This is a genomic window from Flavobacterium hercynium (assembly GCF_002217285.1).
Taxonomy (GTDB): Bacteria; Bacteroidota; Bacteroidia; order Flavobacteriales; family Flavobacteriaceae; genus Flavobacterium; species Flavobacterium hercynium.
In genome coordinates this window covers 1-21349 of record NZ_MUGW01000071.1, presented here as the reverse complement: position 1 = coordinate 21349, position 21349 = coordinate 1, and the positions used below count along the sequence as shown (strand labels likewise).

Annotated in this window: 15 protein-coding genes; 9 read left to right on the top strand and 6 right to left on the bottom strand. The window is 32.0% G+C overall.

Features of this window, described 5'->3' with window-relative positions; all coding sequences use genetic code 11:
• Positions 1–9: 9 nt before the first annotated feature.
• From B0A66_RS21445 to B0A66_RS21435, 3 genes are all read right to left on the bottom strand, one after another.
• Positions 10–498: a flavodoxin family protein gene (locus B0A66_RS21445; RefSeq protein WP_089051893.1), complete on the bottom strand. Its 489-nt coding sequence runs from the start codon at positions 496–498 to the stop codon at positions 10–12.
• Positions 499–506: 8 nt separating this feature from the next.
• Positions 507–1955, bottom strand: a complete 1449-nt coding sequence (gene sufB, locus B0A66_RS21440) for a Fe-S cluster assembly protein SufB (RefSeq protein ID WP_089051892.1) — start codon at positions 1953–1955, stop codon at positions 507–509.
• Between the two features lie 74 nt (positions 1956–2029).
• The gene (locus B0A66_RS21435; protein WP_089051891.1) at positions 2030–2359 is read right to left on the bottom strand and encodes a HesB/IscA family protein; all 330 of its coding nucleotides are present in this window, start codon (positions 2357–2359) and stop codon (positions 2030–2032) included.
• Positions 2360–2691: 332 nt separating this feature from the next.
• Between B0A66_RS21435 and B0A66_RS21430 the strand changes: the two genes are divergently transcribed.
• Positions 2692–3549 (top strand): MBL fold metallo-hydrolase, encoded by an 858-nt coding sequence (locus B0A66_RS21430; protein WP_089051890.1) that lies wholly within the window; start codon positions 2692–2694, stop codon positions 3547–3549.
• Positions 3550–3628: 79 nt separating this feature from the next.
• Here B0A66_RS21430 and B0A66_RS21425 read toward each other — a convergent pair whose 3' ends face one another.
• Together B0A66_RS21425 and B0A66_RS21420 are read right to left on the bottom strand one after the other, a co-directional pair.
• On the bottom strand, positions 3629–5590 hold the full coding sequence (locus tag B0A66_RS21425) for a T9SS type A sorting domain-containing protein (protein ID WP_089051889.1): 1962 nt from the start codon (positions 5588–5590) through the stop codon (positions 3629–3631).
• A gap of 160 nt (positions 5591–5750) precedes the next feature.
• The gene (locus tag B0A66_RS21420; RefSeq protein WP_089051888.1) at positions 5751–7454 is read right to left on the bottom strand and encodes a T9SS type A sorting domain-containing protein; all 1704 of its coding nucleotides are present in this window, start codon (positions 7452–7454) and stop codon (positions 5751–5753) included.
• Between the two features lie 299 nt (positions 7455–7753).
• On the opposite strand from B0A66_RS21420, the gene B0A66_RS21415 reads away from it, so the two are divergent.
• The 8 genes from B0A66_RS21415 to B0A66_RS21380 all read left to right on the top strand — a co-directional run bounded on the left by B0A66_RS21415 (position 7754) and on the right by B0A66_RS21380 (position 19900).
• The gene (locus tag B0A66_RS21415) at positions 7754–9367 is read left to right on the top strand and encodes a S8 family peptidase (protein WP_089051887.1); all 1614 of its coding nucleotides are present in this window, start codon (positions 7754–7756) and stop codon (positions 9365–9367) included.
• 60 nt (positions 9368–9427) lie between these two features.
• Positions 9428–11308: a M1 family metallopeptidase gene (locus B0A66_RS21410; RefSeq protein WP_089051886.1), complete on the top strand. Its 1881-nt coding sequence runs from the start codon at positions 9428–9430 to the stop codon at positions 11306–11308.
• A gap of 410 nt (positions 11309–11718) precedes the next feature.
• Entirely contained in the window at positions 11719–12513 is a 795-nt protein-coding gene (locus B0A66_RS21405; protein WP_089051885.1) for a hypothetical protein, read from the top strand.
• Positions 12514–12556: 43 nt separating this feature from the next.
• Positions 12557–16618: an N-acetylmuramoyl-L-alanine amidase gene (locus tag B0A66_RS21400; protein ID WP_089051884.1), complete on the top strand. Its 4062-nt coding sequence runs from the start codon at positions 12557–12559 to the stop codon at positions 16616–16618.
• Between the two features lie 6 nt (positions 16619–16624).
• A complete protein-coding gene (locus B0A66_RS21395) occupies positions 16625–17530 on the top strand; it encodes a hypothetical protein (protein ID WP_089051883.1) in 906 nt (301 codons plus the stop codon).
• A gap of 157 nt (positions 17531–17687) precedes the next feature.
• Positions 17688–18470 (top strand): hypothetical protein, encoded by a 783-nt coding sequence (locus B0A66_RS21390; protein WP_089051882.1) that lies wholly within the window; start codon positions 17688–17690, stop codon positions 18468–18470.
• Between the two features lie 12 nt (positions 18471–18482).
• Positions 18483–19205 carry a hypothetical protein gene (locus B0A66_RS21385; protein ID WP_089051881.1) on the top strand — a complete coding sequence of 241 codons (723 nt, stop codon included), beginning with the start codon at positions 18483–18485 and terminating at the stop codon, positions 19203–19205.
• An 86-nt stretch (positions 19206–19291) separates the two neighbouring features.
• Entirely contained in the window at positions 19292–19900 is a 609-nt protein-coding gene (locus tag B0A66_RS21380; protein ID WP_089051880.1) for a hypothetical protein, read from the top strand.
• 91 nt (positions 19901–19991) lie between these two features.
• Here B0A66_RS21380 and B0A66_RS21375 read toward each other — a convergent pair whose 3' ends face one another.
• Positions 19992–21191, bottom strand: coding sequence for a DUF418 domain-containing protein (locus B0A66_RS21375; RefSeq protein WP_089051879.1), 1200 nt, complete (start codon positions 21189–21191; stop codon positions 19992–19994).
• Positions 21192–21349: the final 158 nt, after the last annotated feature.

Here is a 21349-nt window from a genome sequence, read left to right as displayed (position 1 = left end):
TTTTTTATTTTATATAAATGTCAATTCTATTTTTGTTGTTTGGTTTAAGATGTTGGCATTAAAATGCGAATGTCCTAAATATTCCAGGCCTAAATAATCGGCTGATTTTATGAACGGAATGTAAAAACTATCTTCAATTTGATTGTCGTGTGAATTTGATATCACGCCAATTTTTTTTCCTCTAAGTTTTCTTCCGGTTTCTTTTTCAATTCGGATTAAATCCGAGATACGATCAAAGAAAACCTTCATGATTCCACTCATATTATACCAGTATATTGGCGTTGCAAAAATCAGCGTGTCATAATTTTCGATGATCCCTTTTATTAAAGGAAAAAAATCATCTTCTCTGTTTTTGCTTTCGTAATCATAATAAGAGATATTGTAGTCACTTAAATTAATTACATCTATTTCGGTTTCTTTAGAAATTTCATCCACAATTCGGGTTGTGTTTCCGTTTTTTCTGGATGAACCTAAAATGATTACTTTTTTATTTTCCATCTTACAAATTAACCTACAGATCCTTCTAAAGAAATCTCTAATAATTTTTGAGCTTCAACAGCAAATTCCATTGGCAGTTTGTTCAATACATCTTTACTGAAACCGTTTACAATTAAGGCAATCGCTTTCTCAGTTGGAATACCTCTTTGGTTACAATAGAAAACCTGATCTTCTCCAATTTTACTTGTAGTTGCTTCGTGTTCTATTTTTGCTGATGGATTTTTACTTTCGATATAAGGGAAAGTATGTGCACCACAATTATTACCCATTAAAAGAGAATCACATTGCGAAAAGTTTCTTGCATTGTCAGCACGCGGACTAATTTGCACTAATCCTCGGTAACTATTTTGTGATTTACCAGCAGAGATACCTTTAGAAATAATAGTCGATTTAGTGTTTTTACCTAAATGGATCATTTTAGTTCCTGTATCTGCTTGTTGGAAATTATTAGTAACAGCAATTGAATAAAATTCTCCTACTGAATTGTCTCCTTTTAATACACAAGATGGATATTTCCATGTTACAGCTGAACCGGTTTCTACCTGAGTCCATGAAATTTTTGCGTTAGTTTCGCATAAACCTCTCTTTGTTACGAAGTTGTATACACCACCTTTTCCTTCTTTGTTTCCAGGGAACCAGTTTTGAACGGTAGAATATTTAATTTCAGCATCGTCTAAAGCGATTAGTTCAACTACAGCAGCGTGCAATTGATTTTCGTCACGGCTTGGAGCTGTACATCCTTCCAAATAAGAAACATAACTTCCTTGATCAGCAATAACCAAAGTTCTTTCGAATTGTCCTGTTCCTGCCTGATTGATTCTAAAGTAAGTTGAAAGTTCCATTGGGCAACGAACGCCTTTTGGAATATAACAAAAACTTCCGTCAGAGAAAACAGCAGAGTTTAGAGCTGCATAAAAGTTGTCTTTTTGAGGTACAACAGTTCCTAAATATTTACGAACCAACTCAGGATGCTCTTTTATAGCTTCTGAAATTGGACAGAAAATAATTCCTTTTTCAGCTAGTGTTTTTTTGAACGTTGTAGCTACAGAAACAGAATCGACAACAATATCCATTGCGACATTGTTCATCATTTTTTGCTCGTCTACAGAGATTCCTAACTTTTTGTACATTTCTAAAAGTTCGGGATCTACGTCGTCTAAAGTTTTATTTGGATCTACTTGTTTTGGAGCAGAATAGTATGAAATAGCCTGAAAATCCGGTTTTGTATAATGAACATTTGCCCATTCCGGTTCAATCATTTCTTTCCATGCACGAAAAGCTTCAATACGCCATTCGGTCATCCATTCCGGTTCTTCTTTTTTTAGAGAAATTGCACGAACAATGTCTTCATTTAAGCCAATAGGAAACGTCTCCGATTCTATATTGGTATAAAAACCGTATTCGTATTCTTTGTTCTCGAGTTCGATTTTTAAATCGTCTTCAGTGTATTTTGACATTTTTTTTATATTGAAAGATTTAAAAACTAAAGCACAATTTCGGGTGCTTTAGCTTTGCCATCATTATAATTGTTTTATAGTGAGAATGATTCTCCGCAACCACAAGTTCTACTTGCATTTGGATTGTTGAAAACAAACCCTTTTCCGTTTAATCCGCCAGAGAATTCAAGAATTGTTCCGGCTAAATAAAGGAATGATTTTTTTTCGACTGCAATTGTTATGTCGTTGTCTACAAATATTTTATCGTCGTCACCTTTGGTTTTGTCAAATTTCAAATCATAAGACAAACCAGAGCAACCACCACTTTTTACGCCTACCCTTACATAGTCGCTAGCGGCATCAAAACCATCATCTGTCATTAAATCGATGATTTTCTTTTTGGCTGTATCAGAAACTTTTATCATTGTTTTTAGGATTTGTTTTTTCTTTCCACTTTAAAGCAGCATCTAAAAGGGAGTAATTAAATTATTACATTTTAAAGTGCTGTTTTTCAATGTTGAAATTAAATTATCTGCAAAGATACGACTTAAAAACCTTTTTCCATAATGGTTGTGATTAATATAACAAATGTTAAAATAGATAGAAGTTATTTTGATAAACTAATGCGGTAATTTTTAAGTTAATTTAACGTTGAAAACAAATTTGGTGATCTATGCTGCTATTCAGTTTTGAATAGAAATTTTAGCATAAGGAAATCCAATTCCCTAGCTTTGTTTTAAGATAATAAATAAAACGTATGAAACTTTACCCAATAGAATCAGGAAATTTTAAGTTAGATGGTGGTGCTATGTTTGGCGTAGTGCCCAAAACCATTTGGAATAAAACAAATCCTGCCGACGCTAATAATTTAATTGATATTGCAGCTCGTTGCCTTTTGATTGAAGACAATAATCGGTTGATTTTGATTGACACTGGAATGGGAGACAAGCAATCTGACAAGTTTTTTGGATATTATTCACTTTGGGGATCACATTCTATAGATAAATCATTGGCTCAATATGGTTTTCATCGTGATGATATTACAGATGTCTTTATGACGCATCTGCATTTTGATCATTGTGGTGGAAGTGTACAGTGGAATTCAGACAAAACAGGTTATGAGCCTGCTTTTAAAAATGCTAAATACTGGAGCAACGAGAATCATTGGGAATGGGCAACAAAACCTAATGTACGTGAAAAAGCATCTTTTTTATCTGAAAATATCTTGCCGATGCAGGAAAGCGGTCAATTAAATTTTATAAAACGTTCCGAAAGTGATTTTGCATTTTCTGAAGAATTAAACTTTGGAATTTACTACGTCGATGGTCATACCGAAAAACAAATGATTCCACATATTCAATATCAGGATAAAACCATTGTTTTTTGTGCCGATTTATTAGCAACTGCAGGACATCTTCCATTGCCTTACGTTATGGGTTACGACACAAGACCATTATTGACAATGCCTGAAAAAGAAAAGTTTCTAAACGCAGCAGCAGATAAAAATTATTACTTGTTTTTGGAGCATGATGCACACAATCAAATTATAACCGTTCAGCATACCGAAAAAGGCGTTCGCTTAAAAGAGGTTTTTACTTGCGAAGAAATTCTTTAATACTATTTTAGAAACAGAAAGAAGTCCCATTTCCAAATAAATGAAAATGGGACTTCTTAATTATAATTGAATGTACTATTTATTCCACAATAACCTTCTTTGCAGAAGCAGCATTCTGATTGATTAGATACACATAATAAATTCCTTTAGGTAAACCTGATAAACTAATTGTATTGCTTGTATTAGCAGTGTCTAAAGTGAATGATTTCACCAATTGACCTGTAGAGTTGTATACTGTTGCTTTGTTTAAAGACAGATTAGTAATCGTTACATTTCCTTTTGTTGGGTTTGGATATAACGCTACTTTATCAAAAACAGAAGTTTCAAGACCTAATGTGCATGTTGTAGAGTAGGAAGCATGAGCATCTTTTGCTTCTGACCAATTTGCAGTAGAATAAGCCGCATCATCGACTAATATGCATGTTAGATCTGGATTGTTAATGAAAGTAATGTAATATCTTTTTACATTGAAATTGGTGTTGTTTCCGTTTCTTAAATTGAGATAGGTTAATTTGTTATCATCGCAACCTATTTCATTAACTTTAGGATTTTTAGAAATATCAAGACTTGTAATTTGATTTTTTGAGCAATCAAACCAGATAAGTTCAGGGTTGTGAGAAAAATCAAGAGAAGTTAATTGGTTTTGTTGACACGCAAAGCTGGTAAGTAATTTATTTTGAGAAAGATTCAGACTTTTGATCTGATTTTTAAAACAGTAAAAAATATCCAACTTAGTTTGTTGTGTAACATCTACTTCTTTTATATTATTAACGCCAATATTTAAATATACTAACTCTGGATTGTTTTTAACATCAATAGTACTAAGAGCATTGCTACTACAATCTAAAGATTCTAAAATTATATTATTATCAGTATTTAAACTTGTTAATTGGTTCTTATAACAATCAATACTTTTTAAAGAAGTGTTTTTTGTAACATTTAGGGATGTTAAATAATTGCTATAAACATCTAAATATTCTAAATCAATATTGTTAGAAATATCCAAATCAGTCAACTTATTTTGACCACAATTTAATTGATTTAAAGACGTATTCGCTGTAATGTCTAAACTTGTTAACTTATTATTGTCAATCCATAGAGTTTTTAATTCTATACTTTTGGTCAAATTCACATTTGTTAACTCATTATCGTATGCAATTAATGAGTATAAATGAATATTTGATGATAAATCTAAATCTTTTAATTTATTATTGTTGACATGTAGAGAAATAATACTTCTGTTTTGAGATAGATCTAAATTTGTTAGTTCGTTATTGTTAACAATTAGGGAATTTATTTTTTTGTTTTGAGACAAATCTAATATTGTTAGGTTATTTATGCTTATGTCTAATGATCGTAAGCCTTTAAATGCTTCTATCCCTGTTAAGTCTGTTATAGAGGATTCACTAATATCTAAATGATTAATTCTGTCTACATTAATGTTTAATACTTTTCCATCTGGAATTCCTGAATCAATTCCTAAGGAGATTAGTTTTTTTTCGAAATTGATATCGGGAATTGATACTGTTTTTAGGGGATCTTCATTTATATCAACTATAGAAATATTATCGATTAAAATTTCAGAATTTATAACTCCTGATGCATTAATTATTATTTGAAAGTATTCTGCAGCTGTATTGGTATATTCAAGTTCTATTTTTTTCCATTCAGATGAGGAAAAGTCTACAGTATTGTTTCTTATTAGTTCAATTCCAGAATTGTATAAGCCTATCGAAAGGTTGCGCATAGATCCGGAAGCAACTTTATAATACATTGTTACACGATAGGTTTTGTTTATTTCTACTGAAGGAAATTCCAAGCCACGAAGTTGATCTTCGGGATGAAGAATTTGCATTTTTGCACTAAATGAACCATTTTGAGCAATTGAACTTTGAAAAATATTATTATAAAATATAAACCATCCCTCTGGTTTAGATTCCGACCATGTTTCGAAATCACCATTTGAGAGTAAATTTCTTTGTCCGTAAGTAGAAATAGAAAAATTAGCTAATAATAGCAATAAAAGTAGTTTTGTTCTCATATAAGAATGTTTGTTTTTTGGAAGTGCAATGATACGAATTGCAAATTATTTTCTGACAATCAAAAGTGTTATGTTTTAACTATTTGAAACAAAAGAAAAAGTCCCATTTCCAAATAAATGAAAATGGGACTCCTTAATTATAATTGAATGTACTATCTATTTACTCCACAATCACCTTCTTTGCAGAAGCAGCATCTTGATTGATTAAATACACATAATAGATTCCTTTTGGTAAACCAGATAAACTAATTGTATTGTTTGTATTAGCAATATCTAAAGTAAAAGATTTTACCAATTGTCCAACTGAATTGTAAACTGTTGCTTTGCTTAAAGATAGATTAGTAATTGTAACATCTCCTCTTGTTGGGTTTGGATATAACGCTACTTTATCAAAAACAGAAGTTTCAAGACCTAATGTACAAGCTGTAGAATAAGAAGCAGTCGCATCTTTCAATCCTGCCCAATTTGCATTAGAATATGCAACATCATCAACTACGATACAAGTTAAATTTGGATTGTCTTTAAAACTAGAATAGAAAAGATCAAAATTTGTATTATTTCCATTTTTCAAATTCAGATAAGTTAATTGATTCTTATCGCACACTAATTCAGATATTTGTGGGTTTTTTGAAATATCAATACTTTTTAATTCATTTGATGAAGCAATTAGATATATTAATTCTGGATTATTTGAAATGTCAATGGTTTTTATCTTGTTGTTATGAAACATCAATTCATTAAGCACTGTATTATTAGAAACATTTATAGTACTGATTTGATTGTTTGTAAATACTAAAGATCTCAAATAAATGTTTTTTGATACATTTAAAGAGGTCAATAAATTATTACTACTTGATAATTCTAACAGTGCAATATTGTTGTCAACATTTAAGTTTGCTATTTTATTTATACTACAATATAAAGATTCAAGAGCGGTATTATTAGAAATATTTAAAGAAATTAACTGATTATCGTCAACATTCAAGTTTTTCAATTTAGTATTACTTGAAACATTTAGGCTCGTTAAATTGTTTTCTTGACAATCTAAATCCTCCAAAAGAATATTAGCATTAATGTTTAAACTTGTTAATTGATTTTCGCTAATGTTTAAATATGTTAGCTTAGTGTTTTTGGATAAATCTATAGTTGTTAGCTTGTTTTTACGAATGAATAAATTATCTAAAGCTAGAAAATCTTGAATACCAGTTAAGTCTGCTATATTCGAATTTTCAAGGTCTAAGCTTATTACTGCAGCGATATTAGCAGTTAATACTTTTCCGTCTGGAGATCCTGAATCGAGACCTTCAGCTATTAATTTACTTTCAAAATTAACATCAGGAATGGATGTGTATACAGGCTCGTTAATATCAACAACAGAAACATTATCAAGTAAAATTTCAGAATTTGTTACTCCCGTAGCCCAAATATCTACTTCAATTTCTTCTGTAACTGTTGTAGTGTATTCAAATTCTAGTTTTCTCCATGTCGTTGAAGAAAAAATGGCGTCATCCTTTTTTACTAATTCAGATTTAAAGGTAGACGGTTTGTGGTATAGACTTAATTCTATATTCGTAAGTGTACCGGAAGCAACTCTATGGTAAACCGTTACACGATATGTTTTGCCAGCTTGTGCTTGAAAATACGCGGAGTTTATATAATTTGCAGAGCCGGTAATTCGCATTTTTGTGCTTGAAGAACCACTTTGAGCAACATTACTCTCACTAACGAAACCGCTAAAAGAGCGAAACCAATTTGTTGGAGTGGATGAAGACCAACTTTCAAAATCCCCATTCGGAACTAAATTGGTTTGTGCATAAAAAGAAAAATTAGCTAATAATAGCAATAAAAGTAGTTTTGTTTTCATAGATTAAATTTGATTGATTTAGTGGTGCAAGTATACAAATTGAAACTGATTTTTTATTACGGAAAGACGTATTAATTTTGTTTTGAAGTACAATTTTTTATACTGAAAATGAGAGAGTTGATTTTGTATTATTTTTAGTTCAGAAGCTGTAAATAATTCGTGGAAAAATACTTCTATTTGTAAGATTGAAATTGTACTTGGAAAGCAATAATTCATAACACAGTGTTAATGGTTAGCTTTTTGTAACAAAATATCATAATTTAGTCGCACGATTTAACTTATTTTAAAAAACAGCATACATGAATTATATAAAACCTTTTACTTTATCTGCTTGGGTATTACTTGCTTTAGCCAGTACTGCAACTGTACAGGCACAAGTTGCGCCTTCTAAAGCTATTATCACGGTTCCTTCGGTTACCGTAAAAAAAGCCCCACTTTCTGAAAACGAATTACAAAGATGGAGTCATCTGGATTTGGTAAAAGATACTATTCCAGGAATGAGTGTTGACAGAGCTTATGCTGAATTACTTCAGGGAAAAACAGGTAAAAAAGTAATCGTAGGTATCGTAGACTCTGGTGTAGATATCGAGCACGACGATTTAAAAGGAATGATCTGGACTAATCCTAAAGAAATTGCGGGTAACGGAATCGATGACGATAAAAACGGTTTTATTGATGATGTTCACGGATGGAATTTTCTTGGAACTGCTGTTGCAGAAAATCTGGAAATGACGCGTATTATTAAAAAAGTAGACGATGGATCTGCTGAGTATAAAAATGCTTTAGCGCAATACAATGAAAAATACGAAAAGGCGCTAAAAGACAAACAACAAGTAGACTTTTTGTTAGAAGTTCATAATACAATCAAAAAAGAACTTAACAAAACAACTTATAAAGTTGAAGATTTAACGGCTATTACTTCTACTGATCCAAAAGTAGCGCAAAGTGTAAACATCATGAATCAGATTTTTACCAATGCGGGTCCAACTTTTGATCCTGAGGCTGATTTTGAAGAATACAGAGAACAGGTTTACGATCAATTGAATTACAATTTAAATAAAGAATTTAACGGAAGAACAGCGGTAGGAGACAATCCGGACGACATAAAAGACGTTAAATACGGTAATAATATTGTTTTTGGCCCGGATAAAGAGAAAGCACTTCACGGAACACACGTTGCGGGAATCATTGCTCAGGTTCGTGGCAATAATTTTGGAGGAGACGGAGTTGCCAACAATGTTGAGATTCTAACTGTTAGAGCTGTACCTGATGGAGATGAGTACGATAAAGATATCGCGTTAGCTATTCGTTATGCAGTAGATAACGGAGCAAAAATCATCAACGGAAGTTTTGGAAAAAGCTTTTCTCCAAACAAGAAATGGGTTTATGAAGCTATAAAATATGCAGCTAAAAAAGATGTTTTAATTGTTCATGCTGCAGGTAATGACGGTTACAATATTGATGAAACTAAAAACATCAACTATCCAAATGATTCAGAAGATAACATCAAAGAATTTGCAGATAACGTAATTACTATTGGTGCTATCAACAAAGTTTATGGAGAAAATGTAATCGCAGAATTCTCGAATTTCGGAAAAATAAATGTAGACGTTTTTGCTCCGGGAGAAGAAATTTACGCAACAATTCCAAACAATAAATACAAATATTTACAAGGTACTTCAATGGCAGCGCCAAATGCGGCCGGAGTTGCAGCTTTAGTTCGTTCTTATTATCCAAAATTAAAAGCGTCTCAGGTAAAACGTATCTTAATGGATTCTGGTGTAGCACTTCCTGCAACAGTAGCTTTGGGTGAAAATCATGAATCAAAATCGGCAAAAGAAAGTTCTGTAACCGGTAAAATGGTAAATGCTTACAATGCATTATTAATGGCTGAAAAGTTATCTAAGAAGTAATATTTTAAAGACTAATCCAATGGAAGAGTGGAAACTCTTCCATTTTTTATTATACAACAGATGCAAAAAATTATTCTACTTTCTTTCCTGAGTTTCGGTTTAAACGCGGCTTGGGCACAAAACGCTCCGTATTGGCAACAACATGCCGATTATAAAATGGAGGTTGCAATGGATGTAAAAAATTATCAATACAAAGGAAAACAAGAGTTGGTGTACACCAATAATTCTCCTGATACTTTAAGAAAGGTATTTTACCATTTATTTCCAAATGCTTTTCAGCCGGGAAGCGAAATGGACGGACGTTTGCATACCATTAAAGATCCGGATGGAAGAATGGTTACCAAAACAAAAGGTGCCGATGGTAAAGATATTAAACAAAGCCGAATCGAAACTTTAAAACCAAACGAAATTGGATTCTTAAAAATCACCAATTTTAAACAAGATGGTGTAGCGGCTCAAACCAGAGTTTCCGGTACTACTTTCGAAGTAACGTTGGCTAAACCTATTTTACCAAATTCTAAATCGACTTTTACGTTAGATTTTGACGGACAAGTTCCGGTTCAGATTCGTCGTTCAGGACGTAATAATTCAGAAGGAGTTGAATTGTCTATGTCACAATGGTATCCAAAATTAGCTGAATTTGATTTCGAAGGCTGGCATGCAGATCCTTATATTGCAAGAGAATTTCATGGTGTTTGGGGAAATTTTGATGTAAAAATTACAATTGATAAAGAATACACTATCGGAGGTTCAGGATATTTGCAGGACAAAAATGCAATTGGTCATGGTTATGAAGATGCTGGTGTAACGGTTACTTATCCTAAAAAATCAAAAACACTGACATGGCACTTTATTGCGCCAAATGTACATGATTTTACCTGGGCTGCTGATAAAGAATACACACACGATATCGTAAAAGGGCCAAATGATGTTGACTTGCATTTCTTTTACAAAAACAATCCAAAAACAACAGAAAACTGGAAACAGTTAGAGCCTTTAATGGTTAAGGTAATGGATTATTACAATCGTGCCGTTGGAGCCTATCCGTACAAACAATACTCTTTCATTCAGGGAGGAGATGGCGGAATGGAGTATGCTATGTGTACTTTGATGTTAGGAAATGGAACACTTCAGGGAATTCTAGGAACTGCAACGCATGAATTAGGACATTCCTGGTTTCAACATATTTTAGCTTCAAATGAATCAAAACACCCTTGGATGGATGAAGGTTTTACAACGTACATCGAAGACAGTGCTTTGAACGAATTAAAAGGAGACAAAAAAGAAGCAAATCCCTTTAAAGGAAATTATGCTGCTTATTATAATTTAGTACAATCCGGAAAAGAGCAGCCACAAGGAACTCACGGTGATCGTTACGACGAAAACAGACCTTACAGTATCTCTGCTTATATAAAAGGAAGTATCTTTTTATCACAGTTAGAATATGTAATTGGAAAAGAGAACGTTGAAGCAACATTAAAAAGATATTACAACGATTTTAAATTCAAACATCCAACACCAAATGACATCAAAAGAACAGCAGAAAGAGTTTCCGGAGCTGAATTAGATTGGTATTTGATCGATTGGACACAAACTACGAATACAATTGATTACGGAATCAAAGAAGTTGCAGACAATGCAGGAAAAACAACAATCAATTTAGAAAGAATTGGAAGAATGCCAATGCCAATAGACATTACAGTTGCCTACACAGACGGAACTTCGGAGAATTTCTATATTCCGTTGCGAATGATGAATTTCATCAAACCAAATCCGGATGCTAATGCAAAAAGAACCGTTCTTGACGATTGGGCTTGGGGACAATCCAACTATAATTTTACAATAGATAAAAACAAAACAGCAATCAAAAAAATCACAATTGATCCAAGCGGACTAATGGCTGATGTAAAACCTGCCAATAATGTTTTTGAAGTGAAGTAAAATTTCACAATCTAAATTATTGAAAAAATCCAAAGTTAGCGTATAGCTGATTTTGGATTTTTTTTTATGTCTTAATTTAAGTGTAAAGGTCAAAACTCTTCTTTTATATAGCCGTAAAAAGTTTTGAAGGAATGAATTGTTTTGTAGCAGTAAATTTTGTCTTCCTTGCTAAACAAACAATTAACATTCGTTTTTCTAAAACATTAAAAATCAGAATTAAAAGAATTGCAATAAATTATAGGCTTATCAAGTGGTGACAATTGTATAATAAATGGATTAAAATATTTTGTAAAAGTTTCACTATCAATACGTTGTGTTTTATTTTTGATTAAAGAACAATATAATAAAACAAATACTACTAATTATTGACATAATTTTATATTTTTAGCGCCTGAATCAGAAGCAATCAAATGGAACCAAATGTCAGTTACAAATTTAGCGTTACGCATGCAATCAATTTTGATTTATTCGAAAAGAAGTCAGCAGCAACAAGTACTTACGAGGCAGCTTTCAAGCAGGTAAAAAGCAACAACTTTAGAATAGAAGTAAAGCGAAACGACTTTAAAGTAAACGACAAAGAGATCGAAACTAAATTCGAAAGTGTAGCTTACGAGTACAATAAAGCCTTGTTTCCGGTTTTATTTGATGTAATAGACGGTTCTTTTTCATTGGCCAATTATAATGAAATAGCAGCGCGAATCGAATTAACAGACGCTGAATTGCGCTTCAAACACGATGGTCCCGGTTTTCAATATATTCGAAATCAGTTTTTAGAAAATGTAAGCAAAGATGGTTATACCATGGCGCAGCATTTCTTCTCTTTTGGTCTGATGAAAGTAATAATGCTTTGCCTTCAGGAAACAGAAAAGTTTGAAGATTATCAGTTTCAGTGGGAAATTATTCCGCTCGAAACCACTTTGTTTTGTGATGGAAATACTGTTTTTAGTTCAGAACAAAACCTACTGCAATACAGCGGACAAGCGAATAGCACCAATGCACTTTTTGACCAAATTACAGCTTACGGCATCAGAAATAAGTTTCTTCAGGAAGAATCAGAAGGAGAAGCATTTATTACAACAGCAATTACAAACAAAACTCAATTTATAAATACCAAACTAGATTTTGAATTCTCAGAAACAGAAGTCAAAATCAACAATTCACATTTTAATTATCAGGAAAAATTAGCAGTCAGGCGCAAGTTTTGATTGTGTGCAGTTCACTTACTTAAATTAATAAATAAATAAAAAAATGAGTGCCATTCCCTACTTAGTAAAAAACGGAGATACTTTAGATAGTATCGCATCAGAATTAGGAATAAGTGATTCTTATGACTTACGTAATTATCACAATGCAAACAGCGAAATAAACAAAGGACTTGGTGCCGATGTCGAAGCGGGAAATACGCTTTTGACGCCGCCACAGGAAAAAATTGATTCCCTAAATGCCAAACGTGCAGATCAGGAGGAAAGTCCTGCAAGTGAAGCAAAAGAAGAGCAAGAGGAGAAAAACGAAGATAAAAAGGAAGAGGAGAAGGAGGAGGAAGAAGAAAAAGAGGAAGAGAAAAAAGAAGAAGCCAAAAGCGAGCACGATGGCGAATACTACGTTGTAGACAAAGCCGAATGCTGGTGCAGTATGGCCGAAATGGGAGAAAAGAAAACAGCAAAATTATTAGTGACATCACATCAAAAAGTTATTCTGAATGATGAGAAAGACAAATATTTTGCAACAGAAATAGACAAAACATTCGATCCGCCGGCAGCTACATTTGGTAAATGCAAAATGCAGCCTTCATCCAGTGGTTACTTGCCTTGTACTCTTTCTGCAGGTCCTAAATGGGACAAATCCTATGAGAAAACCAAAGTTTTAGGGAATAAGGTGCTTACCATGAAATCGGTACTAAAATGTGTCGCATTTAATGGTGAAATAAAAATTGCGAAACATGGGCAAACCGATGCCGTAATGAAAGAACATGCCGAGAATACGAATGCTGCGTCAATGGCATTGATTAATTCCGGGGTGAAAATGCTGGAGCCGGAAATTAGATATCCGAGTGTTAAGAACATTACCTTAAAAAGTTTAAAAAATAACGATGCTTTTAAGCCTGTTTCATCAGAGAAAGCAAACAACATAAAAAAAGTTACGGTACGCCCAAAACAAGAATGCACCTTTGAAGCCAAAATAGTCGAAGGAAATGTAAACCTTACTTCTTGGGTTATCTATGATGGTTTTACAGGAGATAAAGACAAAAGATTATTTGCAGAAGAACAAATAGGAACCAGCTTTAAATATACGTTTCCAACTCCCGGAAAATACCGTGTAGAAGGATACGGAAAGCCAAAGAATGATGAATTTAAAAAAGGCGCTCACAATAAAAACTATCCCGATTGTTCCCTTGATATCGAGGTCGTAGAAAATACGCTTACAGGTGCGGAACTTTTGCCGATAGATGGAGAAAATTTCTTTAAAGTAATTGGGGGTAAAAAGCGTCTGAGACAAAATTTCCCTGCCAATTTCCAAGCCAAATTTTTGATGACCCCAACAGATGAGGAACTCAAAAACTTAAAGTTGTATGTTACAGATGGAGAAGGAAATGTCTTAAAATCAACAATGGTTAATAATTCTGTTGCGTTTACACCTGTAAATACAAAGGCAACCTATCATTTTAAAGGAGAGTATAAAACAGGTTCAGGCGAAGTATTAAAACAAAGTTTTAGTGGTCAGACCTTATCAAACAGCGTAGCGGCGATAAGTAATAATGCTGAGGTGATTAGAGCAGGAACACCAATGTCTTTTAAAGTAACAGAAGGAACGTTTAGTTATTTTGTTCCTAATGACGAAAAAGCAGAAACAGCGATTAATAAAGAATTTCAGGAAGTAAAATGGAACTTAAACGGGCGTCTTTTAGGAACCGGTAAAAGTATTACGATACCTGGAAATCAATTTCTCGTAAAAGGAAAATATGTGGTAGAAGCTTTTGTAATGAAAGCCAACGCTTACGGAACGGAAAGCGTAGCCGATGAACCGGACGATTGGCGCTTTGAGGTAAAAGACAATGATGTAATGTCTTTTAGCTATATTGAGGCACCTAAAGTAGGTAAAACCACAAAGCTACAAGCCGATTCTTTTGTATTTGCAAAGTTAACTGATGTAGAGAAAGTAGTTTGGAACCTTGCCATTCCGCATAAAACTGTAGATAAAAATACCATATCGATTACGCCTGTTGTTGCCGGAAAGCAAAATGTAAAATGTAGTATTAACCATCGTGCGGGAAAAACACTAAGTATAGATGTGAAGCAAGCGAAGGTACTTGAAACACTTTTTACAGACAGTAACGGAATTGAGATTCAGAAGGCAAGCTGGGGACAAAAAATAAACATCTGGATTAAGCAGGAATACCTTCTAGGCGAAGAAATAAAAGTAGAAGTTTGGGATGATGATACCACAAGTGCCGATGATAGAGTAGCGACTTTTACCAAACCGAGTTACGATGGTGGTCTAATTTCGTTTGTGTTAAGCCCAAAAGTAAAAGAAGAAACAGGAATTCAAGGTAAATTGTATGTGAGAGTTACTGCTCCTAAGCTTAAATTGGGTAACCCAAATAATGTATTTGAATCTAAAAACTTTCTTGATGTTCAGGACAAAAGAGAGCTTTATGCGGCTCATATAGGAAGTCAGGACGGTACAATGAGACACTATCATGTAGATTACAACCAAGTAAGTTATTTTTACGCCAAGTCAAGAGGAATTGATCCTAAAGAACAATTAAATCTAACCATTTACGAAAAAGATAAAGCTGTTTTAGAAGCCAAAAATGTGCGCGTCGACGACAGTGGAATGATAAAAATCAAACTGGAGTGGAATCAGGTAAGTCTCAAATCGCCTATGCGCTTAGTGTATGCGGTCGTAAGAGGAAAAGATGGAAAAATTCTGTATAACGGAAAATTAACTGGAGGAGGAGTTGCTTTAACTAAAAAAAGTGCTTTACAAGGTTTAGTAGAGTATAAAAGTGCTGTTTTTGTTGGAAGTGGTGGGATTGGTGGAGCAGGAAAGAATAAAACAGGAACATGTGTTTGTAAGGAATATAATCTTATTTGGGGAAACAAAGTTAGCTGTGAATTCAGGAAAAAAGTTGTTGAAATTTCTAAATATTTATGGAAAGATAATTATCTAGAAATGGCAAATAATTTAATGGCTGTTTTTTATTGGGAAACAGGAGGTACATTTAAACCAGATGTACCAAATCAAGCAAAATCTGGAGCAACTGGATTAGTTCAATTTATGCCAGAGAGAGCTGACGAATATTTTGGAAAACATACAATTGAAATAGTTCCAAATTATTTTAACTCTAAAAATAAAGATTTGCATAATTTACCAAGAGTTAAAGAATTTGCTCAAATGACTGATTTGAAGCAATTGGATTATGTGAAAAAATATTTTGAATCTCAAAAGAATAAGAAATTAAAATTTGTTGATTTTTATTTGCAAGTTTTATTTCCTGTGTCAAGTGGTAAAGATGAGCATGTTGTATTTGCTGATGCAGAATCAAAATTAGACTTGCCTTCTGAAAACAAGAAAATAAAAGAAAAAAGAGTGTCCAAGTATTTGAAAAATAGTGGATTCGATTTAAATAAAGATGGAAAAATCTTTAAATCTGATATTGAAAAAATGGTTCAGAAATATAAAACGGAAGGAATAGCTTATAAAAACATTTCAGAATGTAAAAATACAAAAGAATCAAATACTATTTTTTCAGGAAATTGTACAGTGGGCGAAGTGGTTGATGGATTTATTATAAACGATAAAGTTGTTAAAAATAAAGTTGATAGTTGTAATAACACTGCAATGCCAGAGAAAGTCAAAATTATTGTATTGCATAGAACAGCTGGAGGTAAAGCAGCAGGGACTTTAAATTGGATGAGTTCTCAGGGATATGGAGCACATTTTGTTAATGATTATGATGGAACTATGTATCAAGCAATAGGACTTGACAAAAAGGCAAGTCATATGGGAGTTAATAGAAAAAAGAATACTCTTGATAATGGATGGGGAAATGGAAATAGTATCGGAATTGAAACTTGTGGGCTGTCTTTAGATAAAGATGGAATAAATACCTTGATATCAAAAAAGCCTCATGATCATTGGGAACCAGTTACAGATAAGCAAGCACAGTCGATAGCATGCTTGTTAAAGTTTCTTTTAAATCATTTTAAATTAACAATAGATGATGTAAAAGTTCATGAAGATTTATGTTCAAAAACAGATTTAGAAGGAAAACTTGTGTATGATGCAATGTCACCATATTTAAAATAATTAGTTATGAAAAATTTATGTTTATTATTTATATTTTGTTTGATCGTTTCTTGTAAAGGGGATAATAAAATAGCTGCAGTCAAGGATAGTGCAAGTGAAAAATCGATTTCAAAAAATGAGGATACAATAATTGACAATGTTTCAAAAAATTGTATAGAAGCACAAGAGAAAAATATTTACGAGTATTATTTATGTAAGAACTGGAATTTATTGGATGACGTAAAAATCAAAAAGATTCTAAAGTCAGGAGAGTTAAGTGATACAGGTGAAGGCGGAGCTCGAGAACTGCATTATACAACAACAGAATCTTCAATCTGGATTGATGCTGACATGACTATTGGTACAAAAAAATATAAACTTAAAATAAATGGAGGCTCTTATTTTTATGTAATAAATGATAAAAATGTCAAATCACTTTATTTATGCAAAAACAATAGATATAGAACGTCATTTATATCAGGAATAGGGACTGAAGATGATGATAACTATGAGAAGCTAAAAATTACAAATTGGAGCAACGTAAAGTCATTAAAGACTGATTTAAAAGCTTGGAAAGGAAATTATAATTTTGATAATGGTAACTATGAGCAAGGTTATCAAGCTTATCATATTGAAATAGAAAATAATAAATGTATATTTTACCAGGGAGATTTACCAGCGTGTAAAATTGAATGTATGGTAAATAATAATGGAGATGAATTAAACTTATATATTAAATCGGAAGAATTTAAAAAATCTCAATACGATATAACATTAGTTGAATCTTTATCAGAGGGAGATTATCTATTGAAAATTATTAAGAAGAATAATAAAGTTTATGTAAAATCAGCTTTAATTAAATATTGGAATGACAAGAATAGTAAGTTTGAAAAGGATAGAGAAATAGAAACTGAATTTATGATGAAGTCTTAATTATTGACGAAAAAAAATCTTTGCATCCAAAAAACATTAAGTATGGTAAGTAGAACATTTTTAAAATGAAAAGTATAATCTTAATTTTCGTTTTGTAAATTTCTATTAATCAGTAAAGTAAAAGATTAAAAACACAATTAATAACCTTCAATAAAACATGACAAAAAAAGCAGCCTTATTATTTTTGATTTTCATCACTTTCTCTTGTAAAAAAGGAGACAATTTGGATACACAAAAAACTGTAGATAAAGAAAATAGTTCTTTAAAAGAAACAGACTCACTTGAAAACACAAAAAATAATACAAGCTGTTCTCAACTTGCTGCTAGATTAGTTGAAAGTTCTAATATTAGAGTTCCTTATAAAGGTCAATTGATAGTTCAAATTGAAGAAAATGATGGAATTAAAATGAAATTTCGTCTATTTCCTAAAATTGATAAATTAGGAAAAACAGTTGGTAGGGTTATTTTTGACGCTAAAAACAAGAGCCTTTTCGACATCACAAAGGGTATTGAAAATCCTGTAAAGCTAACATTCGATAATAAGCTTTGGAACCAAGTAATTGAATGCGCTTTCCATAATGATAAAAGCTATTATATCGAAGAAAGTGATGTGCAGGTAAAAGAGGAAGATTGCATAACTACAAATCATGACATGGAAACTATTGAAAAGTGCATGTTTAAGAATACAAATTTAAAGAGCATTTATGACGAATTAATTTCAGGTGATGATGAATCAGATTTCAAATATTTGAGTAAAGTTTTACCAGTTACCAATGAAACCGTTAGTGTAAATCAAAATGGAATTATGGATATTGATTATAAGATCTTTAATTTGAAAAAAGTAGAAATAACGATGAATTATGCAGGAGGAGTAACAACAGTGTTACTTGAGGAAATAAAAAATACTGTAAAAAGAACGATTACGTATAGTGCTGATTAATTTTAGAGTAACATGAAAAATGCGATGTTGTTATTTGTGCTTTTTTTGATTATTTCGTGTAAAGAGGATGCAAAGAAAAAAGAGAATAATATAGATTTGAAAGCAAATCCTTTTGTCGAAAATTCAGTTAAAGATAGCGAAGATATTATTGAGGAAAATAAAAGTGAAACAGAAAAATCGCTTAAAAAAATTTCTGGTTTTGAATATATAAAGTATAGATACAAAAATTTAAACTATATAGAGTCAATTGAATTAGCCAATTTTTTAAATGCAAGGTTACCATTTTTTATTGAAAAAGGTGGAGGTGTTATAGAAGAGTCTAATTTCGGTACTGATGAGCTTGTACTATGTGAATCAAAAACAGATAGTGAAATAAGTAATAAACGAGTTAGATATGTATTTATCGACGAAAGAATAGCAGGTAATATTCAAACAAGAGATACTTTGAGAATAGCAAAAGGATTAGATTATTCACAAGTTTTATTAGATCCAGATAAGACGCAATTTGGAATATGTATTGGGAAATATTCAATAAGTAAACAAAATGATCAATATTTTGAAATAAGTTCTATTTACAGTATAAATGAGCATGGTAAATTAATAGAAAAGTCTTTAAATACAATAATATATGATTGTCCTGCTCCATCCGATTATATAAGTGATGAGGAACCTAATTCATATAATTTTGGAATTAAAGGAGGAAAAAAGTTTGAAAGATATTGGTATCAAAATTAATGCAATACTTCAAAGTCCTTCTTAAAATAGTAACGCTGGTAAAGTAAATGGTATTTTAGAAAATCATTTAAGAATACAATTCAAACATGAGAAAACTACTTTTAATAAATATCACTTTACTTCTTGTTTTCAGTATTTCTAGCTCACAAGGAAAAAAATATAAGTTAGAATATCAGAATGACCATATCATTCAAAATATCGGTATCGGCTTAGTTCAATTAGTTAATGTAGAAGAATCAATTGTATTGTATACAGATACGACTTTTAGTAGAGTAAAAACTAAAAAGGCAATTGTTGGTAGTACGATCGTTCCTCTTTTGAATAAACCAGATTATGTAATTTTATATTTTATCTGTTTATCTAAAAACAGTAAATATTATAAAATTGCTACAGATGATAATACTTTTGCTTATATAAAGCCTTCTAAGAATTTTATATTTTACAATTGGAATAAATTTTTGAAGGATCAGGTTTTAGGTGTTTCAAGTAAAGATTTAGTAAAAAATCCACCACGTAACGGTATTAGCGGAAAAACTATTGACATAAAAAATTGGGAAGATGATGACGAAACTACTGTTGTGAAAATTCAGGGAGATTGGCTTCAAATGAAAAATATAACTCAAGATAATAAATTGTATTGGATACAATGGAAAAACGAAAAGACATTAAAAGTATATCTAAATCTTTTAATGTAGAATAATGAATAAAGTATCTAAAAGAATGCCTAAAAAAAGAATCCCTTAAAAATAACTTTTTAAGGGCTTTCTCTTTTTCAAATAATCAGGTTTAAACTATTTTTATTTCGGCAATAACATCAGCTGAAGTTTTTTTCTTAAAGGGAAAAACCTTTCTGTAACTTGCAGATCGCCATAACCATTCAATGGGGCCATAATTGAATTTGGACAACCACCACTTGCTGATAAAAAGCTGAAGGATAAAAATAAAAAGAGCCAAAAAAAAGTAAAACCAGTAAGGCATAGTATTGGTGATTCCCAGACCAATTCCGGAAAAAATAAGAGCGCCCAATATGTTTTGTGTTATATAATTGGTTAAGGTCATTTTTCCACCATAACTAAAGTAGTTGAAAACCGTTTTGAGTTTGTTATTTATAAATAACAGGCAAATTCCCGTGCTAATAAAAACCATCATACTTAAAATTAGCCAGTAAGCCGGAACAAAGAAATCCAGAAAAGCAGCCTTACTTTCAGTAGCAAAATAGAGACCAACACTCAAAACAATAGCAATAACAAAAGTAGCTAAGCAAATGTTTTTAAGCAGTTTCTTTAATTCAGTTAAACGATTAAAAAAATTGATTTTGTACAGCAGAACACCCAAAAACATACAGCCCAACATCACAAGATGTGCACTAATTTTAAAGCCCGGAATAATAATCTGGTCGTAAAAAGTGGCCAGAAGATTAAATTCAAAAAAATCAAGCCAGTTTCCGGACATAAAAAGTTTTAAATATTTCGGATTATTTAGAATCTCGATACGTTCCGTTGAAAGCAAACTCACGTGCGGCACTATAAATGGAATCAGGAGAAAAATAGTACTGCAAAGAATCGTCAGCGTTTTTATAGAACTCTTATAGAAAAATAGCATTAAAAGTCCTAAAACAGCATAATCTCTTAGAATATCCCCAAACCAGAAACACGAATGGATAAAGGCTAAAACAAGAAGTAACAACATTCTCCAGGAAAAAAAAGCAATAGGATTTTTACCTTTTGCCGCAATATTTTCAATTAAAACAGCAAAGCCAAAACCAAATAGTACGGTAAGAAGCGTCCATGATTTACCCGCTAAAAAGAATCGGTTTATGAATATTAGTAGTTCAGAGAAAAAACCGTGGTCGAATTTTTTTTTTACACCTATGTGTAAAAAACCAACATAATTGCCAATAGCGACACCCAATAAAGCCCATCCGCGAAGGATATCGACAATTGGAGTTCTTTTAGTCTGTTCGACAGGAATATGAGAATTTGTCATTTGATTAACGTTCTTTGTTGTGATTTGATTGGTAATTTTAGATAAGTTTTAAATTATTCTAACAGAGCCAAAAGTAAAAAAATAAAGTAATTGTAGTGTTTTTAGTATAAGTATTTTCAAATGAAAAAGCCCTTAAAAATAGACTGCACCCAAAAGTT

Bases quoted from the DNA above. Each gene is read 5' to 3' on its own strand.
- B0A66_RS21445 (WP_089051893.1), bottom strand. From the start codon at position 498: ATGGAAAATAAAAAAGTAATCATTTTAGGTTCATCCAGAAAAAACGGA.
- sufB (WP_089051892.1), bottom strand. From the start codon at position 1,955: ATGTCAAAATACACTGAAGACGATTTAAAAATCGAACTCGAGAACAAA.
- B0A66_RS21435 (WP_089051891.1), bottom strand. From the start codon at position 2,359: ATGATAAAAGTTTCTGATACAGCCAAAAAGAAAATCATCGATTTAATG.
- B0A66_RS21430 (WP_089051890.1), top strand. From the start codon at position 2,692: ATGAAACTTTACCCAATAGAATCAGGAAATTTTAAGTTAGATGGTGGT.
- B0A66_RS21425 (WP_089051889.1), bottom strand. From the start codon at position 5,590: ATGAGAACAAAACTACTTTTATTGCTATTATTAGCTAATTTTTCTATT.
- B0A66_RS21420 (WP_089051888.1), bottom strand. From the start codon at position 7,454: ATGAAAACAAAACTACTTTTATTGCTATTATTAGCTAATTTTTCTTTT.
- B0A66_RS21415 (WP_089051887.1), top strand. From the start codon at position 7,754: ATGAATTATATAAAACCTTTTACTTTATCTGCTTGGGTATTACTTGCT.
- B0A66_RS21410 (WP_089051886.1), top strand. From the start codon at position 9,428: ATGCAAAAAATTATTCTACTTTCTTTCCTGAGTTTCGGTTTAAACGCG.
- B0A66_RS21405 (WP_089051885.1), top strand. From the start codon at position 11,719: ATGGAACCAAATGTCAGTTACAAATTTAGCGTTACGCATGCAATCAAT.
- B0A66_RS21400 (WP_089051884.1), top strand. From the start codon at position 12,557: ATGAGTGCCATTCCCTACTTAGTAAAAAACGGAGATACTTTAGATAGT.
- B0A66_RS21395 (WP_089051883.1), top strand. From the start codon at position 16,625: ATGAAAAATTTATGTTTATTATTTATATTTTGTTTGATCGTTTCTTGT.
- B0A66_RS21390 (WP_089051882.1), top strand. From the start codon at position 17,688: ATGACAAAAAAAGCAGCCTTATTATTTTTGATTTTCATCACTTTCTCT.
- B0A66_RS21385 (WP_089051881.1), top strand. From the start codon at position 18,483: ATGAAAAATGCGATGTTGTTATTTGTGCTTTTTTTGATTATTTCGTGT.
- B0A66_RS21380 (WP_089051880.1), top strand. From the start codon at position 19,292: ATGAGAAAACTACTTTTAATAAATATCACTTTACTTCTTGTTTTCAGT.
- B0A66_RS21375 (WP_089051879.1), bottom strand. From the start codon at position 21,191: ATGACAAATTCTCATATTCCTGTCGAACAGACTAAAAGAACTCCAATT.